The 20,989-nt window shown below is 43.9% G+C and carries 25 protein-coding genes; 9 read left to right on the top strand and 16 right to left on the bottom strand.

The features are described from left to right. Positions 1-59: 59 nt before the first annotated feature. A complete protein-coding gene (gene patD / locus ABWT76_RS16475; protein WP_054469134.1) occupies positions 60-425 on the bottom strand; it encodes a heterocyst frequency control protein PatD in 366 nt (121 codons plus the stop codon). A 302-nt stretch (positions 426-727) separates the two neighbouring features. On the opposite strand from patD, the gene ABWT76_RS16470 reads away from it, so the two are divergent. Then, a complete protein-coding gene (locus ABWT76_RS16470; RefSeq protein WP_072160889.1) occupies positions 728-2,998 on the top strand; it encodes a bifunctional (p)ppGpp synthetase/guanosine-3',5'-bis(diphosphate) 3'-pyrophosphohydrolase in 2,271 nt (756 codons plus the stop codon). 161 nt (positions 2,999-3,159) lie between these two features. Next, entirely contained in the window at positions 3,160-3,987 is an 828-nt protein-coding gene (locus ABWT76_RS16465; protein ID WP_054469136.1) for a Uma2 family endonuclease, read from the top strand. Positions 3,988-4,207: 220 nt separating this feature from the next. Here ABWT76_RS16465 and ABWT76_RS16460 read toward each other — a convergent pair whose 3' ends face one another. From ABWT76_RS16460 to ABWT76_RS16410, 11 genes are all read right to left on the bottom strand, one after another. Continuing rightward, the gene (locus ABWT76_RS16460; RefSeq protein WP_054469137.1) at positions 4,208-4,789 is read right to left on the bottom strand and encodes an Npun_F5749 family FMN-dependent PPOX-type flavoprotein; all 582 of its coding nucleotides are present in this window, start codon (positions 4,787-4,789) and stop codon (positions 4,208-4,210) included. Between the two features lie 71 nt (positions 4,790-4,860). Next, positions 4,861-4,956, bottom strand: a complete 96-nt coding sequence (locus tag ABWT76_RS16455; protein WP_242053143.1) for a hypothetical protein — start codon at positions 4,954-4,956, stop codon at positions 4,861-4,863. Beyond that, on the bottom strand, positions 4,941-5,582 hold the full coding sequence (locus tag ABWT76_RS16450; RefSeq protein ID WP_231636907.1) for a pentapeptide repeat-containing protein: 642 nt from the start codon (positions 5,580-5,582) through the stop codon (positions 4,941-4,943). The genes ABWT76_RS16455 and ABWT76_RS16450 overlap by 16 nt, the downstream gene beginning before the upstream one ends. A 44-nt stretch (positions 5,583-5,626) precedes the next feature. Beyond that, positions 5,627-5,785, bottom strand: coding sequence for a pentapeptide repeat-containing protein (locus ABWT76_RS16445; RefSeq protein ID WP_231636908.1), 159 nt, complete (start codon positions 5,783-5,785; stop codon positions 5,627-5,629). A gap of 222 nt (positions 5,786-6,007) precedes the next feature. Further along, positions 6,008-6,841: a type I methionyl aminopeptidase gene (gene map / locus ABWT76_RS16440; RefSeq protein WP_054469138.1), complete on the bottom strand. Its 834-nt coding sequence runs from the start codon at positions 6,839-6,841 to the stop codon at positions 6,008-6,010. Positions 6,842-7,059: 218 nt separating this feature from the next. Beyond that, complete coding sequence (locus ABWT76_RS16435; RefSeq protein WP_322096582.1) at positions 7,060-7,611, bottom strand: plastocyanin/azurin family copper-binding protein; 552 nt, start codon at positions 7,609-7,611, stop codon at positions 7,060-7,062. Next, positions 7,599-8,837 carry an RNA-guided endonuclease TnpB family protein gene (locus tag ABWT76_RS16430; RefSeq protein ID WP_197285365.1) on the bottom strand — a complete coding sequence of 413 codons (1,239 nt, stop codon included), beginning with the start codon at positions 8,835-8,837 and terminating at the stop codon, positions 7,599-7,601. The genes ABWT76_RS16435 and ABWT76_RS16430 overlap by 13 nt, the downstream gene beginning before the upstream one ends. After that, entirely contained in the window at positions 8,746-9,300 is a 555-nt protein-coding gene (locus ABWT76_RS16425) for an IS607 family transposase (protein ID WP_156331974.1), read from the bottom strand. Before ABWT76_RS16425 ends, ABWT76_RS16430 begins: the two co-directional genes overlap by 92 nt. 155 nt (positions 9,301-9,455) lie before the next feature. Further along, a complete protein-coding gene (locus ABWT76_RS16420; protein WP_054469140.1) occupies positions 9,456-10,193 on the bottom strand; it encodes a sulfite exporter TauE/SafE family protein in 738 nt (245 codons plus the stop codon). Between the two features lie 252 nt (positions 10,194-10,445). Next, a complete protein-coding gene (locus tag ABWT76_RS16415; protein WP_054469141.1) occupies positions 10,446-10,880 on the bottom strand; it encodes a VOC family protein in 435 nt (144 codons plus the stop codon). Positions 10,881-10,882: 2 nt separating this feature from the next. Next, positions 10,883-11,389: a TIGR02652 family protein gene (locus ABWT76_RS16410; protein ID WP_054469142.1), complete on the bottom strand. Its 507-nt coding sequence runs from the start codon at positions 11,387-11,389 to the stop codon at positions 10,883-10,885. Between the two features lie 162 nt (positions 11,390-11,551). On the opposite strand from ABWT76_RS16410, the gene ABWT76_RS16405 reads away from it, so the two are divergent. Beyond that, positions 11,552-12,118, top strand: coding sequence for a gamma carbonic anhydrase family protein (locus ABWT76_RS16405; protein ID WP_082349006.1), 567 nt, complete (start codon positions 11,552-11,554; stop codon positions 12,116-12,118). A gap of 126 nt (positions 12,119-12,244) precedes the next feature. Beyond that, positions 12,245-12,364: a photosystem II protein Y gene (locus ABWT76_RS16400; RefSeq protein WP_054469143.1), complete on the top strand. Its 120-nt coding sequence runs from the start codon at positions 12,245-12,247 to the stop codon at positions 12,362-12,364. Between the two features lie 483 nt (positions 12,365-12,847). On the opposite strand, the gene ABWT76_RS16395 is transcribed toward ABWT76_RS16400, so the two are convergent. Then, on the bottom strand, positions 12,848-13,147 hold the full coding sequence (locus tag ABWT76_RS16395; RefSeq protein WP_354636421.1) for a metalloregulator ArsR/SmtB family transcription factor: 300 nt from the start codon (positions 13,145-13,147) through the stop codon (positions 12,848-12,850). Positions 13,148-13,782: 635 nt separating this feature from the next. On the opposite strand from ABWT76_RS16395, the gene ABWT76_RS16390 reads away from it, so the two are divergent. From ABWT76_RS16390 to ABWT76_RS16370, 5 genes are all read left to right on the top strand, one after another. Continuing rightward, positions 13,783-14,478 (top strand): MBL fold metallo-hydrolase, encoded by a 696-nt coding sequence (locus tag ABWT76_RS16390; protein WP_054469145.1) that lies wholly within the window; start codon positions 13,783-13,785, stop codon positions 14,476-14,478. Between the two features lie 74 nt (positions 14,479-14,552). Next, a complete protein-coding gene (locus tag ABWT76_RS16385) occupies positions 14,553-15,083 on the top strand; it encodes a rhodanese-like domain-containing protein (RefSeq protein WP_054469146.1) in 531 nt (176 codons plus the stop codon). Positions 15,084-15,184: 101 nt separating this feature from the next. Further along, positions 15,185-16,933, top strand: coding sequence for a SulP family inorganic anion transporter (locus ABWT76_RS16380; protein ID WP_054469147.1), 1,749 nt, complete (start codon positions 15,185-15,187; stop codon positions 16,931-16,933). 257 nt (positions 16,934-17,190) lie between these two features. Beyond that, positions 17,191-17,799, top strand: coding sequence for an SH3 domain-containing protein (locus ABWT76_RS16375; protein ID WP_156331971.1), 609 nt, complete (start codon positions 17,191-17,193; stop codon positions 17,797-17,799). Between the two features lie 230 nt (positions 17,800-18,029). Next, positions 18,030-18,308: a hypothetical protein gene (locus ABWT76_RS16370; RefSeq protein WP_156331972.1), complete on the top strand. Its 279-nt coding sequence runs from the start codon at positions 18,030-18,032 to the stop codon at positions 18,306-18,308. Here the strand turns inward: ABWT76_RS16370 and ABWT76_RS16365 are convergent. The 3 genes from ABWT76_RS16365 to ABWT76_RS16355 form a co-directional block, all read right to left on the bottom strand. Further along, positions 18,262-18,729 carry a COP23 domain-containing protein gene (locus ABWT76_RS16365; protein ID WP_255353249.1) on the bottom strand — a complete coding sequence of 156 codons (468 nt, stop codon included), beginning with the start codon at positions 18,727-18,729 and terminating at the stop codon, positions 18,262-18,264. The genes ABWT76_RS16370 and ABWT76_RS16365 overlap by 47 nt on opposite strands. 42 nt (positions 18,730-18,771) lie before the next feature. Further along, a complete protein-coding gene (locus ABWT76_RS16360; protein WP_054469150.1) occupies positions 18,772-18,984 on the bottom strand; it encodes a hypothetical protein in 213 nt (70 codons plus the stop codon). Between the two features lie 200 nt (positions 18,985-19,184). After that, positions 19,185-20,831 (bottom strand): mucoidy inhibitor MuiA family protein, encoded by a 1,647-nt coding sequence (locus ABWT76_RS16355; RefSeq protein ID WP_054469151.1) that lies wholly within the window; start codon positions 20,829-20,831, stop codon positions 19,185-19,187. Between the last annotated feature and the right edge of the window lie 158 nt (positions 20,832-20,989).

The following is a 20,989-nucleotide window of genomic DNA, read 5'->3' as shown; positions in this document are numbered from 1 at the left end:
ACCTCCCTCTTGACAAAAATCTTGACAAAAATTTTTTAAGTTGCCACAACCAGCAGATTTTATTCTAAAAGGACATCACAGTAACGAATCAAAATCCCTAGGCGATCGCTAATTTGTGCCAAACGTTGTTGCTTGGTAGTGGGTTGTCGAGCGGTTTGGAAAAACATGACATCGGTGGTCAACAAACTCAGATGCTTGTGCATTTCTGTCCGATATGACTGGACTAAAGAGATGCGTTCCTTGGGCAATTCATCCAAGTTTATGGTGAGAATTTCTTGCTTAAATAATTCTTGGACTTGGGATAGTGCCGCTAACAAGGCAGTTTGATTTAACTCAGACTGAGAGTTGAACTGAGCGATCGTGTTATGGATTTCTTCGAGAGATTGTTGAAAGCTTAGATATTGCGGGTAATGAATCTCTGACATCGTTGATTTCTGCCTAAAAATTTGGTTTATATAATAGAAAGCAAGAGTTTTACACAAACCTATAAAGCTGGAGTAGTGCTGGATTCAGGGGCGATCGCCCTTGAAAGCAGCCCAATTTATATTCTCTGAATCGACTCTAGCGGCACAATGCCCTGAACCAGAGAAAATGGTGGGACTTTCTGTTCTCTCCACTGGGTAAAATGTATCTATAGATACAGACATCCTTTACAATTAACCAATTATCGACCATCATTCACCGCTCGCTCCTCCCTAAATCCTTTCACTGTACTCATACCATCCTTATGAACACTGCTGCGCCCACCTGTACTTTTAATGTTGAATTACCCGATTGGCTTAACAATTGTCTAATAGCCGAAACCCAAGGTAAATCAGCTTTTCCAGAAATATCTCCCGCCGACAATGCCTTGATTTGTCGAGCATTTGAATTTGCCTATCACCTCCATGAATGTCAGCGAAGAGCATCGGGAGAGCCCTATATCTGTCACCCGATCGCCGTAGCGGGGTTACTCCGGGATCTCGGTGGCAGCAGCGCCATGATTGCTGCCGGTTTTCTCCATGACATTGTAGAAGATACCGATGTCACCGTAGCAGATTTAGAGCAACGCTTTGGCCCCGAAGTTGCCAGCTTAGTCGAAGGAGTCACCAAACTTTCTAAATTTAACTTTTCTAGCAAAACTGAACGCCAGGCAGAAAACTTTCGGCGAATGTTTTTGGCAATGGCTCAAGATATTCGGGTCATTGTGGTAAAATTAGCCGATCGCCTGCATAACATGAGAACTTTAGAGTCTCTAGCGGATGCCAAACGCCGCCGAATTGCCAGCGAAACTTTAGAAATTTTTGCCCCATTAGCTAATCGTTTAGGGATTGGCCGATTTAAATGGGAATTAGAAGATTTATCCTTTAAATATCTCGATCCAGAAGCTTATCGGGAAACGCAATTGTTAGTCGCCGAAAAACGCACGGAAAGAGAAGCCCGGTTAGCCACTCTGACTCAGACTTTAAGACAGCGTTTAGAAAAAGCTCATATTAACTGTATCGATATTAATGGTCGTCCCAAACACCTCTATGGGATTTACCAGAAAATGCAGCGACAACAAAAGCAATTTCACGAAATATACGATGTCGCCGCCATGCGAATTATTGTAGAAAATAATGAAGAATGTTATCGGGCTTTGGCCGTAGTTCACGACCTATTTCGGCCAATTCCAGGTCGTTTTAAAGACTATATTGGTCTGCCCAAACCCAACCGCTACCAGTCTTTACATACGGGAGTGATTGGGCCAACAGGTCGTCCGATTGAAGTGCAAATTAGAACCCAAGAAATGCACCATATTGCTGAGTATGGAATTGCCGCGCATTGGAAATATAAAGAAACGGGGTCTTCTGATGCTCAATTAACCAATGACGATGAAAAATTTACTTGGTTACGTCAATTGTTGGATTGGCAAAGTGACCTGAAAGATGCTCAGGAATATCTGGAAAATATCAAAGATAATCTATTTGATGATGATGTCTATGTGTTTACCCCACGGGGCGATGTAGTTTCCCTGAAACGAGGGGCAACCCCCATTGATTTTGCCTATCGCATTCATACAGAAATAGGCAATCATTGTTGCGGGGCACGGGTGAACGATCGCATGGTGACGTTAGATACGCTGCTGAAGAACGGGGATATTGTGGAAGTGATGACCCAGAAAAATAGTCATCCTTCTTTAGATTGGTTGAATTTTGTCGTCACTACTACGGCCAAAACTCGGATTCGCCAATGGTATAAGCGATCGCACCGGGATGACAACATTGATCGCGGTCGAGATATGTTGGAAAAAGAAATGGGTAAAAATGGCTTTGAAGCCTTACTCAAATCAGAACCCATGCAGATGGTTGCCCAACGATCTAATTACCAAACCGTCGATGATTTGTTAGCGGGTCTGGGATATGGCGAAATCACTTTGAATCAAGTGGTACATCGTCTGCAAGATTATGTCAAAGCCAATACCCCTCAAGCCACAGAAATTGAGTCGGTTCAACCCACGGCGATCGCTTCCACTCGGCTATTGCGAGAATCCCCGTCGATCCTACCAGGGAAAAAATCTCCGATCGCCGGTGTGGAAGGTTTACTTTATCAAATTGCTGGCTGTTGTAATCCCGTTCCTGGAGAAGACATTATTGGGGTAGTGACTCGTGGCGCCCGGGGCATTTCCATTCACCGGCAAGGTTGTCCCAATGTGGATAGCATTCCTGGCGATCGCCTAGTCCCGGTGAATTGGAACCCCACCAGTGAAGACGAAGCGCGCCCCCAAACCTATCCGATTGATATTTCTATTGAAGTGATCGACCGCGTGGGGGTTCTCAATGACATTCTTTCTCGCTTAAAGGATAATCATGTAAATGTCCGCAGTGCCAACGTCAAAACCTACATGGATCGCCCAGCGGTGATTGACTTAGGCATTGAAATCCGCGATCGGGTTCAGCTTGACCGCACCTTCACTCAAATCAAACAAATGAGTGATGTCTTAAATCTGCGCCGTGTCAGTCATGTAGACAATAATTAAAACTGCGATCAAAAGCAAGAAATCGGGTAACTGCCGGCAATTTTTGCCGAAAAACATAGATTTAATTCAGAAACCGGGTTTCTTGAAGAAACCCGGTTTCTACGCCCAGGATGGGGCGATCGCCTATACTCAGAATAAGTCCCCTAGCTGGGAGGATATCCATGACCCAAGCATCCCTAAAAACCCCGATATTTTATCCCGAACCAGACGGCGCACCTATGGCAGAAAGTGACCCCACTCGTGATTATTTAGTTTATGGAGTAGAAGCCCTAAAACTATATTTTCAAAAGCGATCGGATGTTTATGTTTCCGGTAATTTGTGGCTATGTTACCAGCAAGGAGTCCCTGATGCGGTAGTTGCTCCGGATGTATTTGTGGTTTTTGGGGTAGAAAACCGTCAACGCCGCAGTTATAAAATCTGGGAAGAAAATGACAAAGCGCCTTCCTGGGTTCTAGAAATAACTTCCCGGAGCACAAGACATCAGGATGAACAAGAAAAACCCCGCACTTATGCTCAAATGGGTGTAACGGAATATTTCCAATATGACCCAACGGGGGATTATCTGAACCCTCCACTCAAGGGCAGAAGGTTAGAGGGCAATACTTACTCGCCGATCGCACCCACTGCGTTGGCAGATGGCACCCTTTGTTTCCCTTCTGAAGTATTGGGATTAGAAATGCATCTCCTAATTGATGGTCAGTTGCGTTTTTTCCATCGTCAGACCGGCGAGTATTTACGCACTTATGGCGAAGAACGAGAGAGAGGCGATCGCGAACAACTGCGAGCCGAGCGCGAACGTCTGGAAAAGGAACAAGAACGTCTGCGGGCAGAACAAGAAAGCCAACGGGCGGAACAAGAACGTCTGCGGGCTGAACAAGAAAGCCAACGGGCGGAACAAGAACGGCAGGAAAAGGAACGGCAACAACAACGGGCCGCGAAATTAGCCGCACGGTTGCGAGAACTGGGAATCGATCCTGATGCTGATTAACCCAAAAAAATCGGGTTGAGTGCGGGAAACCAAAAGAAACCGGGTTTCTGCGATAATTTTTGCCGAAAAACATAGATTTAATTAAGAAACCCGGTTTCTGAATCCGGTTTATCAACCCCTGTGCGGGAGAAACCAAAAGAAACCGGGTTTCTGCGATAATTTTTGCCGAAAAACATAGATTTAATTAAGAAACCCGGTTTCTGCATCCCTGCGGCGAATTTTAAGGATTAATTTCTTGGATTGACCACCCATCATTTTGACGCTGGTATAAGCGACGGTTTTGTGGGTCGCCCCGCAGTTCTAAATGATCGACGGAGAGAGGATCAAGTAATAGTAAACAAAAATGAGAAAGGGGTCGATCCGCTGCGGTCGGTGGGGGATTAAACCCATCGCCATTTTCTCTGGGATGTCCGGGATGTGGCCATGCAAATTGCGATCGCGCCGCGTCTGAAAGTTCTGCCCAGGCTTTTTCGCGAGCAACGGCTAACACCGGATCGAGATGGGTATCGGTGACTAAAGTTAAACGACCCTGCAAGCGAAATTGTTCGCGAGTTTTGGGAAAATACCAACAAACTTCAGCCCAAGGACAACGGTCAATTTGATCCGGTTTTTCACTGCGAAAATCGGTGACAAATTTTAACTGATTTGTCTGGTCTAAAAATCCGCGAAAAACTACTGTTCGGTTCGCCGGTCGGCCATTGGGACGAACAGTGGCTAACTGAACATAACGAGCATTGGGCAAACTGCGATTGCGATGTTGGGCGCGACCAAGAGGCGATCGCCAAGGAGCCAAATCATTCATCGGTCATCGATTAAAAACTATATGGAATATTAAATCGTGATTTGATAGGCATCATATCATCTTGGGCTAGATCATCTTGGGCTGGAATAAAGCTGACCATCAGGCATCCGAGTATCCCGCAAAATCGCTTTATGCATATCTACGTTGGCAATCATCGCATCACGCAAACTCGCTCCCAGGAAATTGGCTTGCTCCAAATCCGTTTCATACAGATCAGCACCCAAAGGTAAGCATCAGATAAATCAGCGCCACTGAGATTAGTCCGCAACAAACAAGCTAAATTCAGTTTCGCGCCGGTCAAATCTGCCTCTTGTAAATTCGCATCAGTCAAATCTGCCCTAGTCAAATTCGCTTGACTTAAAGACGCTCGACTCAACACCGCTTCAGTTAAATCTGCCCCTTGCAAGTTTGCCCCCGCCAACATAGCCCCCCGAAGGGACGCTGCCATCAAACTACTGGCAATCAGATTCGCCTGACTTAAATTCGCTCCATTGAGTTTAGCCTCGGAAAAGTCCACCCCCTCCAACTCCAACCCACTCAAATCCACCCCATTAAGATATGCTTGAGCAAATTTCACCCCATTGAGCAGCGCCCCCTGTAATCGCGCACCACTTAATCGGGCTCCACTCAGATTTGCCCAACTCAAATTAGCCTTAGTCAAATTTGCACCGCGCAGATTAATTCCCCGCAAATCCGCACCACAAAGATTCACCCCTTCTAGGTTCGCTACCGCCAGGTTCACCGCAGTAAGTAAAGTGCCACTGAGTTTAGTTTCAATGAGTTTTGATTTCACCACCCAGGCGGATCTTAAATTAGTTTTTGTCAGGTCTGCTTCGATTAAACTAGCGTAGCGGATTGAAGTTTGGCAAAACTTAGATCCGCCCGATAAAGAAAAGCGCCATTCAAGTTGGCCTGATTTAAGACTGCCCGACTGAGGTTAGCACCTGTGAGAAAGGAGCCTTCGAGGTTGACCCCAGTTAAGTTAACATTGTTCATATCCGCACCAATCAAGTTGGCTTTGGCAAAATTTCTTTCCCCGGCCTGATAGCGGCTGAGTAATTCATAGAGTTTTATGGTATAAGATTTTAGTGATTTATTTAGCCATTCATTTTATATTGTTATAACGATCAACCCTGATATGTAAATTTATTAACAATAATACCTCTTACTAGACAGTAAGAGGTATTTTTTTTCACACCAAAAAAATTAATAAACTAATTAAACTTTAGTGCGATCGCTTAAAATTTCATAGCCATTTTCGGTGACTAATACTGTATGTTCAAACTGAGCGGATAGGGCATTATCCACCGTTACCGCTGTCCATTTATCCGCTAAAATGCGGGTATATTTGGAGCCTTGATTGAGAATCGGCTCGATCGCCAAAGTCATCCCAGCGCGTAATTTCACATTGGGCATTTCACGAGTGCGGAAGTTGAACACCGAAGGTTCTTCATGGAGGTTCCGACCCACACCATGACCCGTGAAATCTTCGACCACACTAAAACCATTGGCTTTCACATGGTCTTCAATTGCTCCGGCAATATCTAATAGATAATTGCCCGCTTTGACTTGTTCAATTCCTTTATATAAAGATTCTTCGGCAACCCGAATTAATTTGGCGGCTTCTGGGGTGACTTCTCCCACTGCAATAGTAATGCAAGAATCCCCGTGGAATCCTTCATAATAAGCGCCTGTGTCTACCTTGAGGACATCCCCGGCGCATAAGACTTTTTTCTTGTTAGGAATTCCATGCACCACTTCATTGTTAACGCTGGCACAAATCGAAGCGGGAAAGCCATGATAGCCTTTAAAACTAGGGGTGGCTCCCATTTCCCGAATCCGTTTTTCCGCGTGAGCATCCAGGTCTGCGGTGGTCATGCCCGGCTGAACCATTTCAGAAATTTCTTTGAGCACCGTGGCCACAATTTTCGCAGACTGACGCATGATGTCAATCTCGCGGGGAGATTTCAGTTCAATAGTGCGGCGACGCTGTTGGTTTTTGACGCTGGGTTTCTGGGCAGGTTGTTGCAGGAGGTTGGCAAGAATGTTCATGTAGTCAGTAGTGATGATATTTGCTTGAATAGGAGAACAGCGATCGCGCCCGATCCCATTTTTCTAAAATAAAGAAATTGATTTCAGGCGATCGAGGATCCGATATTCACTTTAGCTGGATAAATTAACCGTCTTTAACTAACTTAACAGATTCCACAAAAATTCCCCACAGACAATGTAGGGAACTTTTGCGTGGAAATCAGCCGGATAACCGAGGATTAAACCTGCGCCGCAGGTTTAATGGTAATGGTGCCAATCATTCCCGCTTCGGTGTGACCGGGAATAGTGCAACGCAGTTGATAGGTTCCGGATCTTACCGGGACAAACACCCATTCCGCTTCCGCGTTGGGTCTGAGTTCTAGTTCGTGGATCGCCCCTTTGATTTCCACGTTACCGGCGTCTACTTTTTGACTCCAGGAAGCATCGGCAAAATCTTTGGCAGTGAAATAATGTTTTTGGGGACTGGGATTTGTCAATACCAGCTTGTAACGACGACCACCCTCAAATTCAAAGTTATTGGGGAAAAATTTTAGTTCATTGGCTGTATTGCCTAAACTCACTGCCACCTCGATCGCCGGTTGACGGGCTAAATCACCCGTAGGTGCCGCGATCGCCGAGACCGACCCCAGCAGGCTGAACCATAGCACTAATGGCAGCAGCATCCAACGGGTTAAAAGTTTATGTGATGAGGAAACAAACTGTTTAATCATGGGAGATAAGTTTAAATCTGGCTGAATATTTTGTTTGTCTGATTCATTTAAGCTGAACATTCCTGAACATTGATTTCCAATGCTCGGACTGTAACTATAGCAATACCATCATTACTGACAGTAAAAAAGGAATCCCTCAAAGCACGTAACATTATATTACGTGCGCCATTTGCATCTCTAGGAGTTTGACTGCCACAGGGAGGACACTTGTGTATTTTCGCACCACCTAGTTTGGTATGGCGATGTCCACACACTCCACAGGTTTTAGATGTATGACTTTCGCCCACATCAAGCACCACGCAACCACGCTTTGCTGCTTGATGTTTCAGAATTAACTTAAAGTGATAATGCGACGCCAGTTGCTCCACTTGGGGAAACCCCAAGACCGCACAGGCTCCCCAAGTCAGCATACTTCTGACTGTTTTAGACCTAATTTTTCTTCTTGACTTGGCTACCATGTGGGAAGACTCAAAGCGAGGTAGAAAAATTAATCCATAGTTATTAGTCAGGTAATGGGCTGCTTTTTTGTGTACTTCGTCAATTAAGTTCCGAATCTTTTCTCGAATCCGATTAGCCGCTTTTCTCATGGAACGGCGTCGTTTGGCATTTACCTTAGTTGAACGACTAATTAAATCATATTCGTGTTGACATAATCTCACGATTCGACCCATGTCCCCGTTGCCAATTTCAATGACTCGATCGCCGTCATACCCAGTCAAAAAAGTTCTGACTCCAGGATCTAAGGCAATTATTTTCCTTGAAGATGTATGACTTTTAATTACAGGTTCAGGAAAAACAGCGAACCATTTACCACGCCGATAAGTCAATTGAGTACCATAATCCCATTGCTCTGGTATAGGTTCACTTGCCTTAAACTTAAGTGTTTTTGTTAATTGACTGTACCATGTTCCTTTGGTGAAATTGGAATTATTAAATTTGATTGTTTGGCGGGGGTCACGGATACTTCGGAATTTGGCATCACAACTCGCACTTATTGCTTGATGTGCGTCAAAGATAGCATTTTGTCTGATATGGCAAGGCGTTTCTTTCACCCATTGAGGTAAATCGGATTGCATGACCAGATTTCGCAATTTCAGCTTACTAATCCGAGTCGTTGATTGACGCTGCATGGCGATCGCTTGGTTAAAACAATAACGGCAAGCCGCCCGCCATTTTTTCCAAATTTTTTCCAGTTCAGGACTGGGATAAATCCGGATATTCTTTGATTGCAGACTTATATTTTGTAAGTCTGTAGAGTTGGCGACTGAAGATGTGAACAATGGCAAGGATGTCCTCAACCAATTCTCGTTCTGGGGATAAACTGTCTTGGTTGAGAACCACGATTTTTGTTTTGTCGAGTTCGCACAACCAGGTTCGGAGGTCAAACCCGAAACGAACAAGTCTGTCTCTGTGGGCAACCACAATAAATCCGACATCCCCTTGACGGACTCGCTCCAAAATGGCTCTAAGTCCTTTTCTTTTGAAATTAAGACCACTGGCGATATCAGTGACGAGCTCGGCGTTAGGGTAGAGTTCGAGTAATTTTGCAGCTTGGCGATCGAGGTCTGCTTTTTGTCCACGGCTGGAAACGCGGGCATAAGCGATAATTGCCCGTTGCGTTCTCTTGTTGGAAATTCCCGTGTAGGATGCAATATCATATCGCCTCTGCCCTGATGGTGTCCTGATCGCTTGAATCTTGCCGTCTCTTTCCCATCTTCTTAGGGTATGTAAGCATACACCTATTGAGATGTTTCACTTGGTGATGTATATTTCGGCATTTAGCTCGCTTGCTGTGTACGAAATCCTCTAGCTTAACGCAATTGTTCACCTTTGTCAATCGTTGTTCAGTGAATTGCCTAACAAGAAGAGACTCTTCTCATCTTAAAGCGGACTCGTTCCTTTTTTTAATGATGATGGTGGGGCATTTCCGGGGCAGGATTAGAGCGATCGATGTTTTGCATGGGTACGGTGGTGGGATGCAAGCGCATCAGTAAGGCACTTTGAGGCGGTTTGGGCATCCATCCTAAACGATGCAGTCCCATCCATAAGGTTAAAAAACCCAGAAATGCCATCAGTCCAGCCATGTAGCGTTCCAGTTTGGGTAGTTTGAGTCGTTGCAACAATAGACCAAAGCCAACCATTGCGGGCATGGTTCCTAAGCCAAAGATAAACATACCGGCGGTGGCGATCGCCACGGGCTGAGTTATGGTCAAACTCAGGGCGATCGCGGTTAAGCCACAAGGGATAAATCCGAGAAAAACCCCCAAAGGATAAGTGCGATACCAACTATTGCTGGCATATAACCGTCCCACAGTCTTTTGATAAAATCGCCAATGTTGGAGTGAGGGAAGTTTTCGGGGAAAAAGCTTCAACTGACCTAATGCCATATAAAGCATCACCAGTCCCGCGATTACCAGAATACTGGCCCGAAAACCCAGAAAATTTTGCAATCCATGACCAAAGCTACTGGTGAGAAATCCTAAAAAGGCATAAGTGGTAGAACGACCCAGACCATAGAGCACATGAGAATACCAGGGGTTACGGTTCCACTGGGTATAGCTGACCACAAACGGGCCGCACATTCCCACGCAATGGCCACTGCCGATAAAACCCAGTGCTAAAAATATATATAAACTCAGCATTTGTTGTTGGTTGTTGGTTGTTGGTTGTTGGTTGTTGGTTGTTGGTTGGGGAAAGGGGAACAGTTATCAGGAGCCACTGCGATCTTGGGGTCTCCCCAAGTCTAGCAAGTGGCGTGGAACGGCGAAAGTGAATAGTGAATAGTGAATAGTGAATAGTGATGCATTTCAATGAAATACCACTTTTCCTCTTTTCTCTTTCCTATTTCCTCTTTTCTCTTTGCTCTTTCCTCTTTGCTGTTGGTTGTTGGTTATTTAGCAAAGGACGCGGATAAATTCTAGGGGCAGCCCGTCGCTATCGGCAATAAAAGTAATTTCATAAACACGGTCGCCTATCATCTGTTGGGTCGGTGCCAACAGCACTTTCAACGGTTGAAACATGGCCTGGTCTGATGCCGCCGCATCAGCAAAACTTTGCTGTAAATCCCTTAACCAGCTTGGTAAGTCGCTGGTTTGGTCGGTTAAATCAAAGGATAAATGATAATAGCCCGTATAATGCTCATCCCCAAAAGCATCGGGCGCAGGACGGGGTTCGGGAATTTGGATTAATTCAATTCGTCCCAAGTCCCCGACCAGCCAACAAGCTAAGGTAATTCCAGCGGTAAACCGCTCGCTGACCGTAAACCCCAGTTTTTCATAAAAGGCGATCGCTCGGTGAATATTCGCAGTTCTAATCGAGGCATGGTGCATAACTACTCAAATAAGCGAAAATAAGGATAGCGACTGGGGACTCCAGGTTCTTGTTCTAAAGTAAAATTAATCACCTGCCATTGGGGGTCTTCCTGGGGATCCGGGCTAAACTCCACGGGTAAGCCATAAAGTTTGGGCAGCAGAGCATCAGACTGACCTCCCCAAGGGGCGCTACGTTCTAAATAAGAATTCAGGAGTTGTTCATAGCGTTTGGCAATAATCACGCGAGTGGCGCGATATCCCTTAGTATAAAGACGATCCAAGGCTTCATGGATTTCAAAGCGAATCCCATCGGGATGGGTATGTTGTCGATACCATTCACCCTCCCACTGACGCCAATGACGCCCCGATTGTAAATGAATCAGTTCTTTTGTGTCAGGGTTTGCCTCAAAAGCACCATGCCGTTGACAAAGATAACTATCTGTCAACGTCAGCGCTTGAATTGTCTGACGACAATGAGGACATTGAATCTCTGGACCGAAAATGGGATATTGCAATACTAGATTCATAATTGAGGCAGGTTATCGGCAAAAATATTAATTAGGATTGGCGCCAGCACTCGTGGTTTTATTATACCTAGAGATATTGACCACTTCACGATTCTTATTCTGGGGCGCCGGTAGGCGCAACCTCGCGAGTGTTTCTGATTAAAGGACGGATTAAAGGACGGAATGATTGTGAACCATATTAACCAATCCATGACTAACTTACCTAATTATTGGCCGATCCCGGACGTTTCGGCGGCGGCATTTGTGGCCCCTACCGCTACCGTGGTCGGTTGGGTGAAATTGGGGGCTGGTGCGAGTGTCTGGTATGGGGCGGTGATCCGAGGAGATGTAGAAAAAATTATTATTGGCGATCGCACCAATATTCAAGATGGGGCAATTCTCCACGGAGATCCTGGTCAGGTGACATTATTAGAAGATTGTGTCACCGTCGGGCACCGGGCGGTGATTCATGCGGCAACCATTGAACGAGGCAGTTTAATTGGCATTGGGGCGGTGGTGATGGATGGCGTCCGGGTTGGCGCTGGCAGTATTATTGGCGCTGGGGCAATTGTCACCAAAGATGTGGAGGCGCGATCGCTCATGGTGGGAATTCCCGCCAAACGAGTTCGGACAGTGACAGACGACGAAGCAGCGGAACTCATCGAACACGCCCACCGTTATGAAAAACTTGCCTTAGTTCATGCAAACAAAGGTGACAATCCTGGGTTTCCTCAACCCACATCATGGTAAATTTACTCATCGCAAATTGGAGAAAATGAAATTTTTTTGTCAAAGGACTGGAAAATAAATACCTTTGATTGCAAAATAGAAAAAATGAGAACCTGATACAAATCTTTAAAGAGGAGAGGCAACATTATGGATTGGCGTATCATCGTTGTTTTACTTCCGATTATTTTGGCCGGTAGCTGGGCTGTGTTCAATATCCTGGCTGCTGCTTTAACCCAGATCCAGGACTGGTGGAATAAGCAAACCTAAATGCATCTCCCGATTTAGCTAAGTAACCGACTGTCTTCTAGTTGGTATGGACAGTCGGTTACTTGGCTTACCAGAGAAATGGGCTGATTTTTCTGACAGAAAACTTTTATTTTTGGCCACAAAAAATAATCAAATTACTGACTCGTAATAAATCGTCAAATTTCCCCTGGAAAACTCCAGAAAACTTGACTTAACAGTGGAACTCTAAAAACTTGTTTTGCGTCCATCTGGTCATCTAGCTTGGACTGCCCCTTCGCAAGGGAACACTCAACCAAGTGAAATGCACCCTATTAAATGCCCCTAGTCTCTGGCAGGGGCTTTTTTTGATCCGTAAGTGACTAAGTTGCGAATTATCAGGATTTTTAGGATAGCTGGACTAAATCTACGGATGATTTCGCAGAGCAGCTTAATCGCAGCTTAATCATTGATATCCGCAGATTTTTAGTCCGCATTAACTTGGCATATGGATTGAGTAGCGATTGATTATTTTAAAGATTCAAATTGTTCATTTTTTGCTTGGATTTGATCCACGATAATCTCACACACCAAGTCACAAATTTCAAACAAAAAAGGATTAGCAATTTGATAAAAAACGTTGACCCCTTGAGGCTCTCTTTTGACAATGCCTGCCTGGGTCAAAATCTTTAAGTGTTTGGAAACATTTGCTTGCCCCAGGCCGGTTTCCGCAATAATCTCTGTGACATTTTTTGGGCTTTTTTTTAAACAACATAAAATCTGAATTCGACTGATTTCTGAAAGCACTTTAAAGAAATCAGCCACCATTCCTAGAGCGGTAGGCGGTAGTTGGGATATTTTAGCATCATCCAGGTTTAATGTTGCCAAAGAATCGGTAATTACGGGTATTTTGGTCGGCATAAGGAAAAATATCCTCGATATATCGATATATAGACTCAATTCGCTCACTGGCTTATTTTAATTTAAATAAGCAAATCAGGATCCGTTCATTGTGAACCAGGGGTCATCACTTCTATGGCAAGAATTGATCGCCAAGGGGAAAATTTATCGAAACAAATGGTCAGCCTCCAAGGGATCAGGAAGAATTATCTGGCATGACATAATTAAATCAATATTGTTTGGCCAGCAACATAAGTCAAACGATCAGAATATTACCACATAGCTTTATAGTAAATCAATAGGTAGAGTAATTTTTTCTAAAATTACTGGTTACTGGTTACTTGTTATTTGTTAAATAACTAGGGACTAGGGACTGGGGACTGGGGACTGGGGACAAAAAAATTTGGCGATCGCTCTCCCTTGACATATCTACTATATTACTATATAATTATAATAAGATAAATTAAATAAGAACGCGATCCAGTAGATACGACTGGTAGCGGACTATATTTTTTCTGCATTTTTTCTGCTTATCCCAATGTACAACTACCCGGAAGTCAGCCATGTTATTTAGACAACTGTTTGATCAAGAATCCTGCACCTATACTTATCTGATCGCCGATCGCACCACCAAAGAAGCGGTTTTGGTCGATCCAGTGATCGAACAAGTCGAACGTGACTATAAGTTAATTCAAGAACTGGGTTTGACCCTGCGTTATTGTCTGGAAACTCATGTCCATGCGGATCATATTACGGGAACGGGGAAGCTGCGCGAACTGACTGGCTGTTCCGGTATCGTCCCTGAAGGTGCTCAGGTGAGTTGTGCCGATCGCCATATTGCCGATGGAGAAACTTTAAAAGTGGGTGAGATCGAAATCGAGGCGATCGCCACTTTGGGTCACACAGATAGCCACCATGCTTATCTAGTCAATCGGCAGATGGTACTGACTGGAGATGCCTTGTTTATTCGGGGATGTGGACGCACGGATTTCCAAAGTGGGGATGCGGGAACCTTGTATGATGCAGTCACCCAAAGATTGTTTACTTTACCCGATGAAACCTTGGTTTATCCCGGTCACGACTACAAAGGTATGATGGTTTCTACCATTGGCGAAGAAAAACAACTGAATCCCAGATTTGTGGGGCGCGATCGCGACAATTTCATTCAATTTATGAGTTCTCTGAATCTGCCCAACCCGAAAAAAATCATGGAAGCCGTCCCCGCCAACCAAAGTTGTGGTCAAGTTGCCTCCGTTTGATAAATTGGCCCGCTAAAATCTAAGAAATATCATTGACAAAATTATCACATCAAATCAACCAAGGATCAATTTCTATGACTATCTCAGCTAACGGACAAATTCAAACTGTCAATGCCGAAACCCTCAAACAATTAATTGACCAAAACCTTGTCCAACTGATTGATGTCCGCGAACCTTCGGAGTTTGCCGGAGAACATATTGCCGGGGCAACTCTACTTCCTTTGTCCAGTTTTGATGCCAATAAAGTACCCCGTCAAACCTCTCCCCAAGTAGTTTTATATTGCCAAAGTAGCAATCGTTCGGGACAAGCGGCGAAAAAACTATTAGAGGCTGGCTTTGAAAAAGTAGTTCATATGGAAGGGGGGCTCAATGCTTGGAAACAAGCCGGTTATCCCACAAAAGTGAATAAAAATGCCCCCATTAGCATTATGCGCCAAGTGCAAATTGTCGCTGGTTCCTTAGTCTTAACTGGAACTATTCTGGGGGCGAATTATCCCAAATTTTTGTTTTTGAGTGGTTTTGTTGGTGCCGGTTTAGTCTTTTCGGGGGCGACCAATACTTGTATGATGGCGAAGTTATTGGCCAAGTTACCCTATAACCAATAACCTTATAACCAGTAACAATGTAGGGTGGGCAATGCCCACCCTATTCATTTAAAATATAAACATGGCCAAATTAAGAAAAACACTATTATAAATATTCAGAAATGACTAATAAATTAGATCGCTCAAAATTTTGTGCTACTTTGAGCGAATATTTGCCAATTATAGACTGGGGTTTAAATTATCGGCGGCAAGATTTATCTGGAGATATCACGGCAGGAATTATCGTTGCTAGTTTGTTAATTCCTCAAGGGATGGCTTATGCAATGTTGGCCGGTTTGCCGCCCCAAGTGGGACTTTATGCCAGTATTTTACCCCAGGTAATTTACGCTTTTTTGGGCACTGCGAGAATGCTATCCGTTGCCCCGGTTGCGGTGGATTCTTTGATGGTGGCAACGGCAATTAGTGCCTTAGCCCCCGATGAGTCAAACTATTTGGCTTATGCGCTTACCTTGGCTTTTTTGGTGGGGGCAATCGAGATTTTTATGGGGGTTTTTCGCCTAGGATTTCTGGTGAATTTTCTCAGTCAAGCGGTGATTTCCGGCTTTATTACGGCGGCAGCAATTATCATCGGCTTTAGCCAAGTTAAGCATTTGTTTGGCTTGAAAATTACCCAGACAGAATCATTTTTAATGACTTTGAATTATCTAGGGCAGCAACTTAGCAATACTAATGGGATTACCCTCGGTTTAGGAGTAGTATGCTTACTGAGTTTATTATATTTTAAAAAAGGGTTGGGAGAACAACTGAAAAAATGGGGCGTTAATCCAAATGCGATCGCCTTTATCAGTAAAACAGGCCCGCTGGTTGTGGTGATCGTCAGTTCTTTAGTCGTTTGGGGATTACAATTAGATCGAGTAGCGGCAGTTAAAGTGGTGGGCAATATTCCCCAAGGTTTGCCACCGCTAACTGTACCCTTATTTGACATTAATATTATTAAATCTTTGAGTACCCCGGCTTTAGCTATTAGCTTCGTCGGATTTATGGAAGCCTTTGCGGTGGGTAAATTTTTAGCCAGTAAAAAAGGCCAAAAAGTCGATGCGAATCAGGAATTTATTGCGTTGGGAGGCGCAAATATAGCTGCCGCATTTACTGGAGGTTATCCGATTACCGGGGGTTTAAGTCGTTCGGTGGTGAATTTTTCTGCGGGGGCAAATACGGCACTTGCGGGAATGATTACCGCCGTAATTTTAGCCCTAACCGTGTTATTTTTAACCCCGTTATTTTATTTTCTGCCCCAAACCAGTTTAGCGGCGATTATTTTAGTGGCTGTGGGCAATTTACTGGATTTTGCTACATTGAAACGTTTATGGAATTATGATAAAGCTGATGCGATCGCGTGGTTAGCGGCTTTTGTGGCGGTATTACTCACCAGTGTAGAAAAAGGAATTATGCTCGGTGCAGTAATTTCTTTATTATTACACTTATGGCGAACCAGTAAACCCCATATAGCGATTGTGGGACGGGTAGAAGATACAGAACATTTTAGAAATATTTTACGCCATCCGGTGAAAACTTGCCCCCATGTTTTAGCCGTCCGCGTGGATGAAAGCTTATATTTTGTGAATACAAAGTATCTGGAAAATTATGTCATGCAAGCGGTGCGACGGAATCCAGAGGTGAAGTCTTTATTATTGGTTTGCAGTGCGATTAATTTAATTGACGGTAGTGCTTTGGAAACTTTACAAAGCTTGATTTTGGATTTAGAGAACATGGGGATCGAGTTTTATATGTCAGAGGTGAAAAGCCCGGTGATGGATAAGTTAGAAAAGGTCGGTTTTGTGGAAAAATTAGGGCGTGATCGCATCTTTTTAACCACGGATCGGGCGATGAAATTCCTGGAATGTCGTTAATTTTGCTCGGATTTACTCTCCTGGGGAACATTCACAGGTCTTTTTGAGTTACCGATCTAGGTTAAATGATTCTTAGGCCCGGTGTAACGATGAAATTAACAAAATCAAAATACTGGATAGTAATTTTTCTGGGAATTTTGGGCGAGATCGGCGCGCTCGGCGCGCTCGGCACAAAATTAAGTTTTGCCCATCTTTCATCCTTTAATAATTCGCCCTCCGCACCATCGGTAAACCTTGACCTAGATCAATCTAATGAAATGGCTTTGTTAACGGCGATGCCGAATTCTCGGATTAATATTCGCAGTGGAGCGGGGACAGAATTTAGCTCGGTTCACTATGGTCTGGCAGGCGATCGCGTGACTATTTTAGAGTCAGCATTGGCAAATTCCTCCGATCCTATGAGTCCTCGGTGGTATCGAGTTCGCTTTCAGCAATCCAGGGCAGAAGGTTGGGTAAGAGGAGATTTTTTGATTCAAACCACAGAATCGGTAAGTAATCGTTGCCATGAAAGTTTAGCCCAAGCCAGAACGGAGTTAAACAACGTGAGAAATGGTTTTCTGAACAGAATTATTTTAAGAAGAGATTCCCTTTCGCCGCTCCGAGAAAGACCGAATAAGTTAATTTTGGGGCTGGGTGGATCGGGAGAAGATGAGGTGCTTTCCTCCGAACCATTGATGAAACCAATTAGCGATCGCCTAATTCAGAGTTGTGGGAATGCCAGTTCCGTTCAGTTTAGTTCTGGTTATTCTGGCTGGCATCATGTTTATGGTTTGATCGATGGTCGCGTTAGCCTCTTTGAATGCGCTGATTTTGATCCTTCCAGTGGGCTGCAGCTAAGATGGGGGGAATACAATTGTGATATTTAAGGCTCTATTTATCTGAGTTTTTTTCTTTGTGTGCTTCGTGTCTTTGTGGTTTATTTTTTCACCACAAAGACACAAAGGACACAAAGGATTTTGCTATTAGATTGTTGTGGTGTCTGGCGTAGGTTTCGCCTACTATCGGATCTTTGTACATGATTACTCTCCTAGGGAACATTCACAGGTCTTTTTGAGTTACCGATCTAGGTTAAATGATTCTTAGGCCCGGTGTAACGATGAAATTAACAAAATCAAAATACTGGATAGTAATTTTTCTGGGAATTTTGAGCGAGATCGGCACAATCGGCGCGCTCGGCACAAAATTAAGTTTTGCCCATCTTTCATCCTTTAATAATTCGCCCTCCGCACCATCGGTAAACCTTGACCTAGATCAATCTAATGAAATGGCTTTGTTAACGGCGATGCCGAATTCTCGGATTAATATTCGCAGTGGAGCGGGGACAGAATTTAGCTCGGTTCACTATGGTCTGGCAGGCGATCGCTTTTCTGCATAATAATCCCATCAATCAAACTTTCTATGAGAATTGAGGTAATCTCTAAATCATCTTCACTTTCCAAAATTAAGCCAGTACCAGCTTCTCCTTTTAAAGCACTTAAAAGTTGAGCAATAATTCGGCCATTAGTATCGCGATTTTCTGTTTTCAATGTCCATAAAGTATTATTAGGACTACACTCTACTTCCGCAGCGGCACAAATTACGGGCATTCCATTCACCACTCCTTCACTTAATGGCGGCAAGGTCGGTTGAGCGCTTTGCCGCAAACAATACTGATTAAACCTCTTTCTCACAGCGCGGCAACGTTCTGAAGCGGTCAAATTTTCCCCAAACTCTTGGGCGCCTTCTTCGGTCCATTGAATTATTTGCCGTTCTCCAGCCCGATGCCAAGAAACCCTGCTACTGCTGCGGCTGCGTATCCGTTTATATAATGCCAGAATGGTTTGGTTGTCGCTGTTGCATTAAAATCGATATTTCACGTCTTGACGCCGACTGCGCCCAGTTTCTTGGGGTTGATTATGGCTGGGGTTGCTGTCACTGTTTGGGGTGGTTTTTTGGGCTAAAAATGTGCCTGATGGCAATGGTGTTTTGGCATTAAAGATAAAGTTTATTTCGGTAATTTGAACGGCAATTATTCCTCCAATTGTAAATAAAAATATTGGTTTGAGATTCATAGTTGACATTCCCTGAATTTTCAGTCGATCTATTCTTATTTTATCTTTTTCATTTAAGGTTTATATGCTGATACCCCCAGGATGTAACAAATCTTTAAGAAAAAATCAGGGATGCGATCGCGTGAGCTTTTGTCCTGTATTGGGAAAGTAGGTAGGCTTTTGCCCTACCTACGAGGCTTGATTTTGGCAGCAGATGAAACTTAGGATGAATATTCGATCGCTAAATTAGTCGGATATTCTGTACTGGATTGGTAAGCTATCTCTTGGCGAGATTCTGGTTGGGATTTCGGGGCTAACACTAATAACCATTCTAAGGTTCCCATTTCTCCTTCGAGAATTTCTGGTTGAGTCCGCAACAAGCGAACTTTAATTCGTTCATCCCGACTGACGGGCAATTGTTCAATTACTCGGATTTTGGTTTCCTCAGCGCGTAAATTGCTCAGGCGAATTCGGTAACTGTAATTAATCCGGCGATAAGTGCCGATTGATTCAACTTCTCGTTTAACTAAGTCCCGACTGACTTTGATACTTTCATCAATACCTAAATAAACTTTAAAGGATTGACCGGGAGAAATATGCTCTAACTCGGTGGTTCCGACTAGGGTATTATCCCGGAAAATATTCGCTTTACCGGGGAGTAAGGTTGCACCATCGGCGGGATTTATAGCTTGAGTTTCTAGATAAGCACAACTATCTAACCGAGGTACGGTAATATGTTGCGGTTGACCAGCATAATGAGTCTGATAGAGCATGACTTTATGGGCTTGGTCGTCACTGGGAATTGTGGAATTTCGCTCTAAAGAAAATGTGACAATTCCTCCGACTTGAGTCGTTTCAGCGATCGCTTGTTCCGCTTCTATTTTTACCTCAGCACTTAAATCCATTGATGGAACTGGTTCTTCTAATAGTGCGTCTAATTCAAAAAATTCAGCGGGATAAGACCTTGGTCTTCCAGCCAATTCATCGGCGGATTCACGGGTACGAAAACCGCCACTTTGAATAAAGAAAGGTTTTAATTTATTGGGCAGTTTTCCCAGGGAAGGTTTTGCCGTGGATAAAGTTAAGTTAATTCCGATCCAATCTTCGCCGGTTTTTTGTTTTACTTCCGCCAAATAAGTTAAATGCAGTTGATCCCCTGTGGTATTGCTGCGAATATCATAAAGTGGACTCCAACTGGCATAGTTGACTAAATAAGAAATTTCCAGTTCAAAAGTTCCGGCGCTTTCCGGTTCAATGGCTAGGAGAATGCGATAATGACTGTAGCGATCGCGGTTGGTTTTGGTTTGGACTTGTTTCAGGCGATCGCGCAAAACCTCTAATTGATTTTCCCGGTTAGCTTTTTCTTGTTTATACTGAGTAATTTGACCGGCTAATGATTGGTCTTGGCTGCCAATAAATCCTAATAACCGGCTAATTTCGTCTAAATTCACTTCATTAGGAGGTTGCAAGCTGGAAAATCGTTCTAGATATTTACTTCCCAAATCTTGCACAAAATTGCGCTGTAAATTAATCCCGACGATTTGATCTTCAAGTTTTTGTATTTCCGCTGCGATCGCCTGAATTTCCTGGTTAATTTCGGCAGTCCGTTGTTCAATGGGTTCTGAAGAAAAAACTTGCTCAGTTTGTACACCTAATATTTTCACCGGCACATTGCCAACCCCCCGACTTCTCACCGAATCTTGTTGCAAACTCAGGGGCAATCCTTCAATAATTAACTCCTGTTCTGCTCCGGTCAATTCAAGTTGGGACTGGCGCACGACTAAAGCTTGATTGGTGTAAACCGTAGCCGCTTTAATCCGACTTTCAATAATTCTGCTGGCCGCATTTTCTAAGTTAGATGAAGTCATAATATTATATTGTGAATAGTTTTAATTAGAGGTATAGGATTTCGGGAAGATTTCTAAACCGGATAATTTGAACCACAGAGACACAAAGGACACAGAGAAATCAGAACACAGAGAAATTTGGTTCAAAAACCGGGTTTTTTAATCCCTATCCTAATTTG

Source organism: Planktothricoides raciborskii GIHE-MW2 (genome assembly GCF_040564635.1).
Classification (GTDB): Bacteria; Cyanobacteriota; Cyanobacteriia; order Cyanobacteriales; family Laspinemataceae; genus Planktothricoides; species Planktothricoides raciborskii.
The sequence above is the reverse complement of the archived record's forward strand: the minus strand, read 5'-3'. Positions and strand labels throughout refer to the sequence as shown.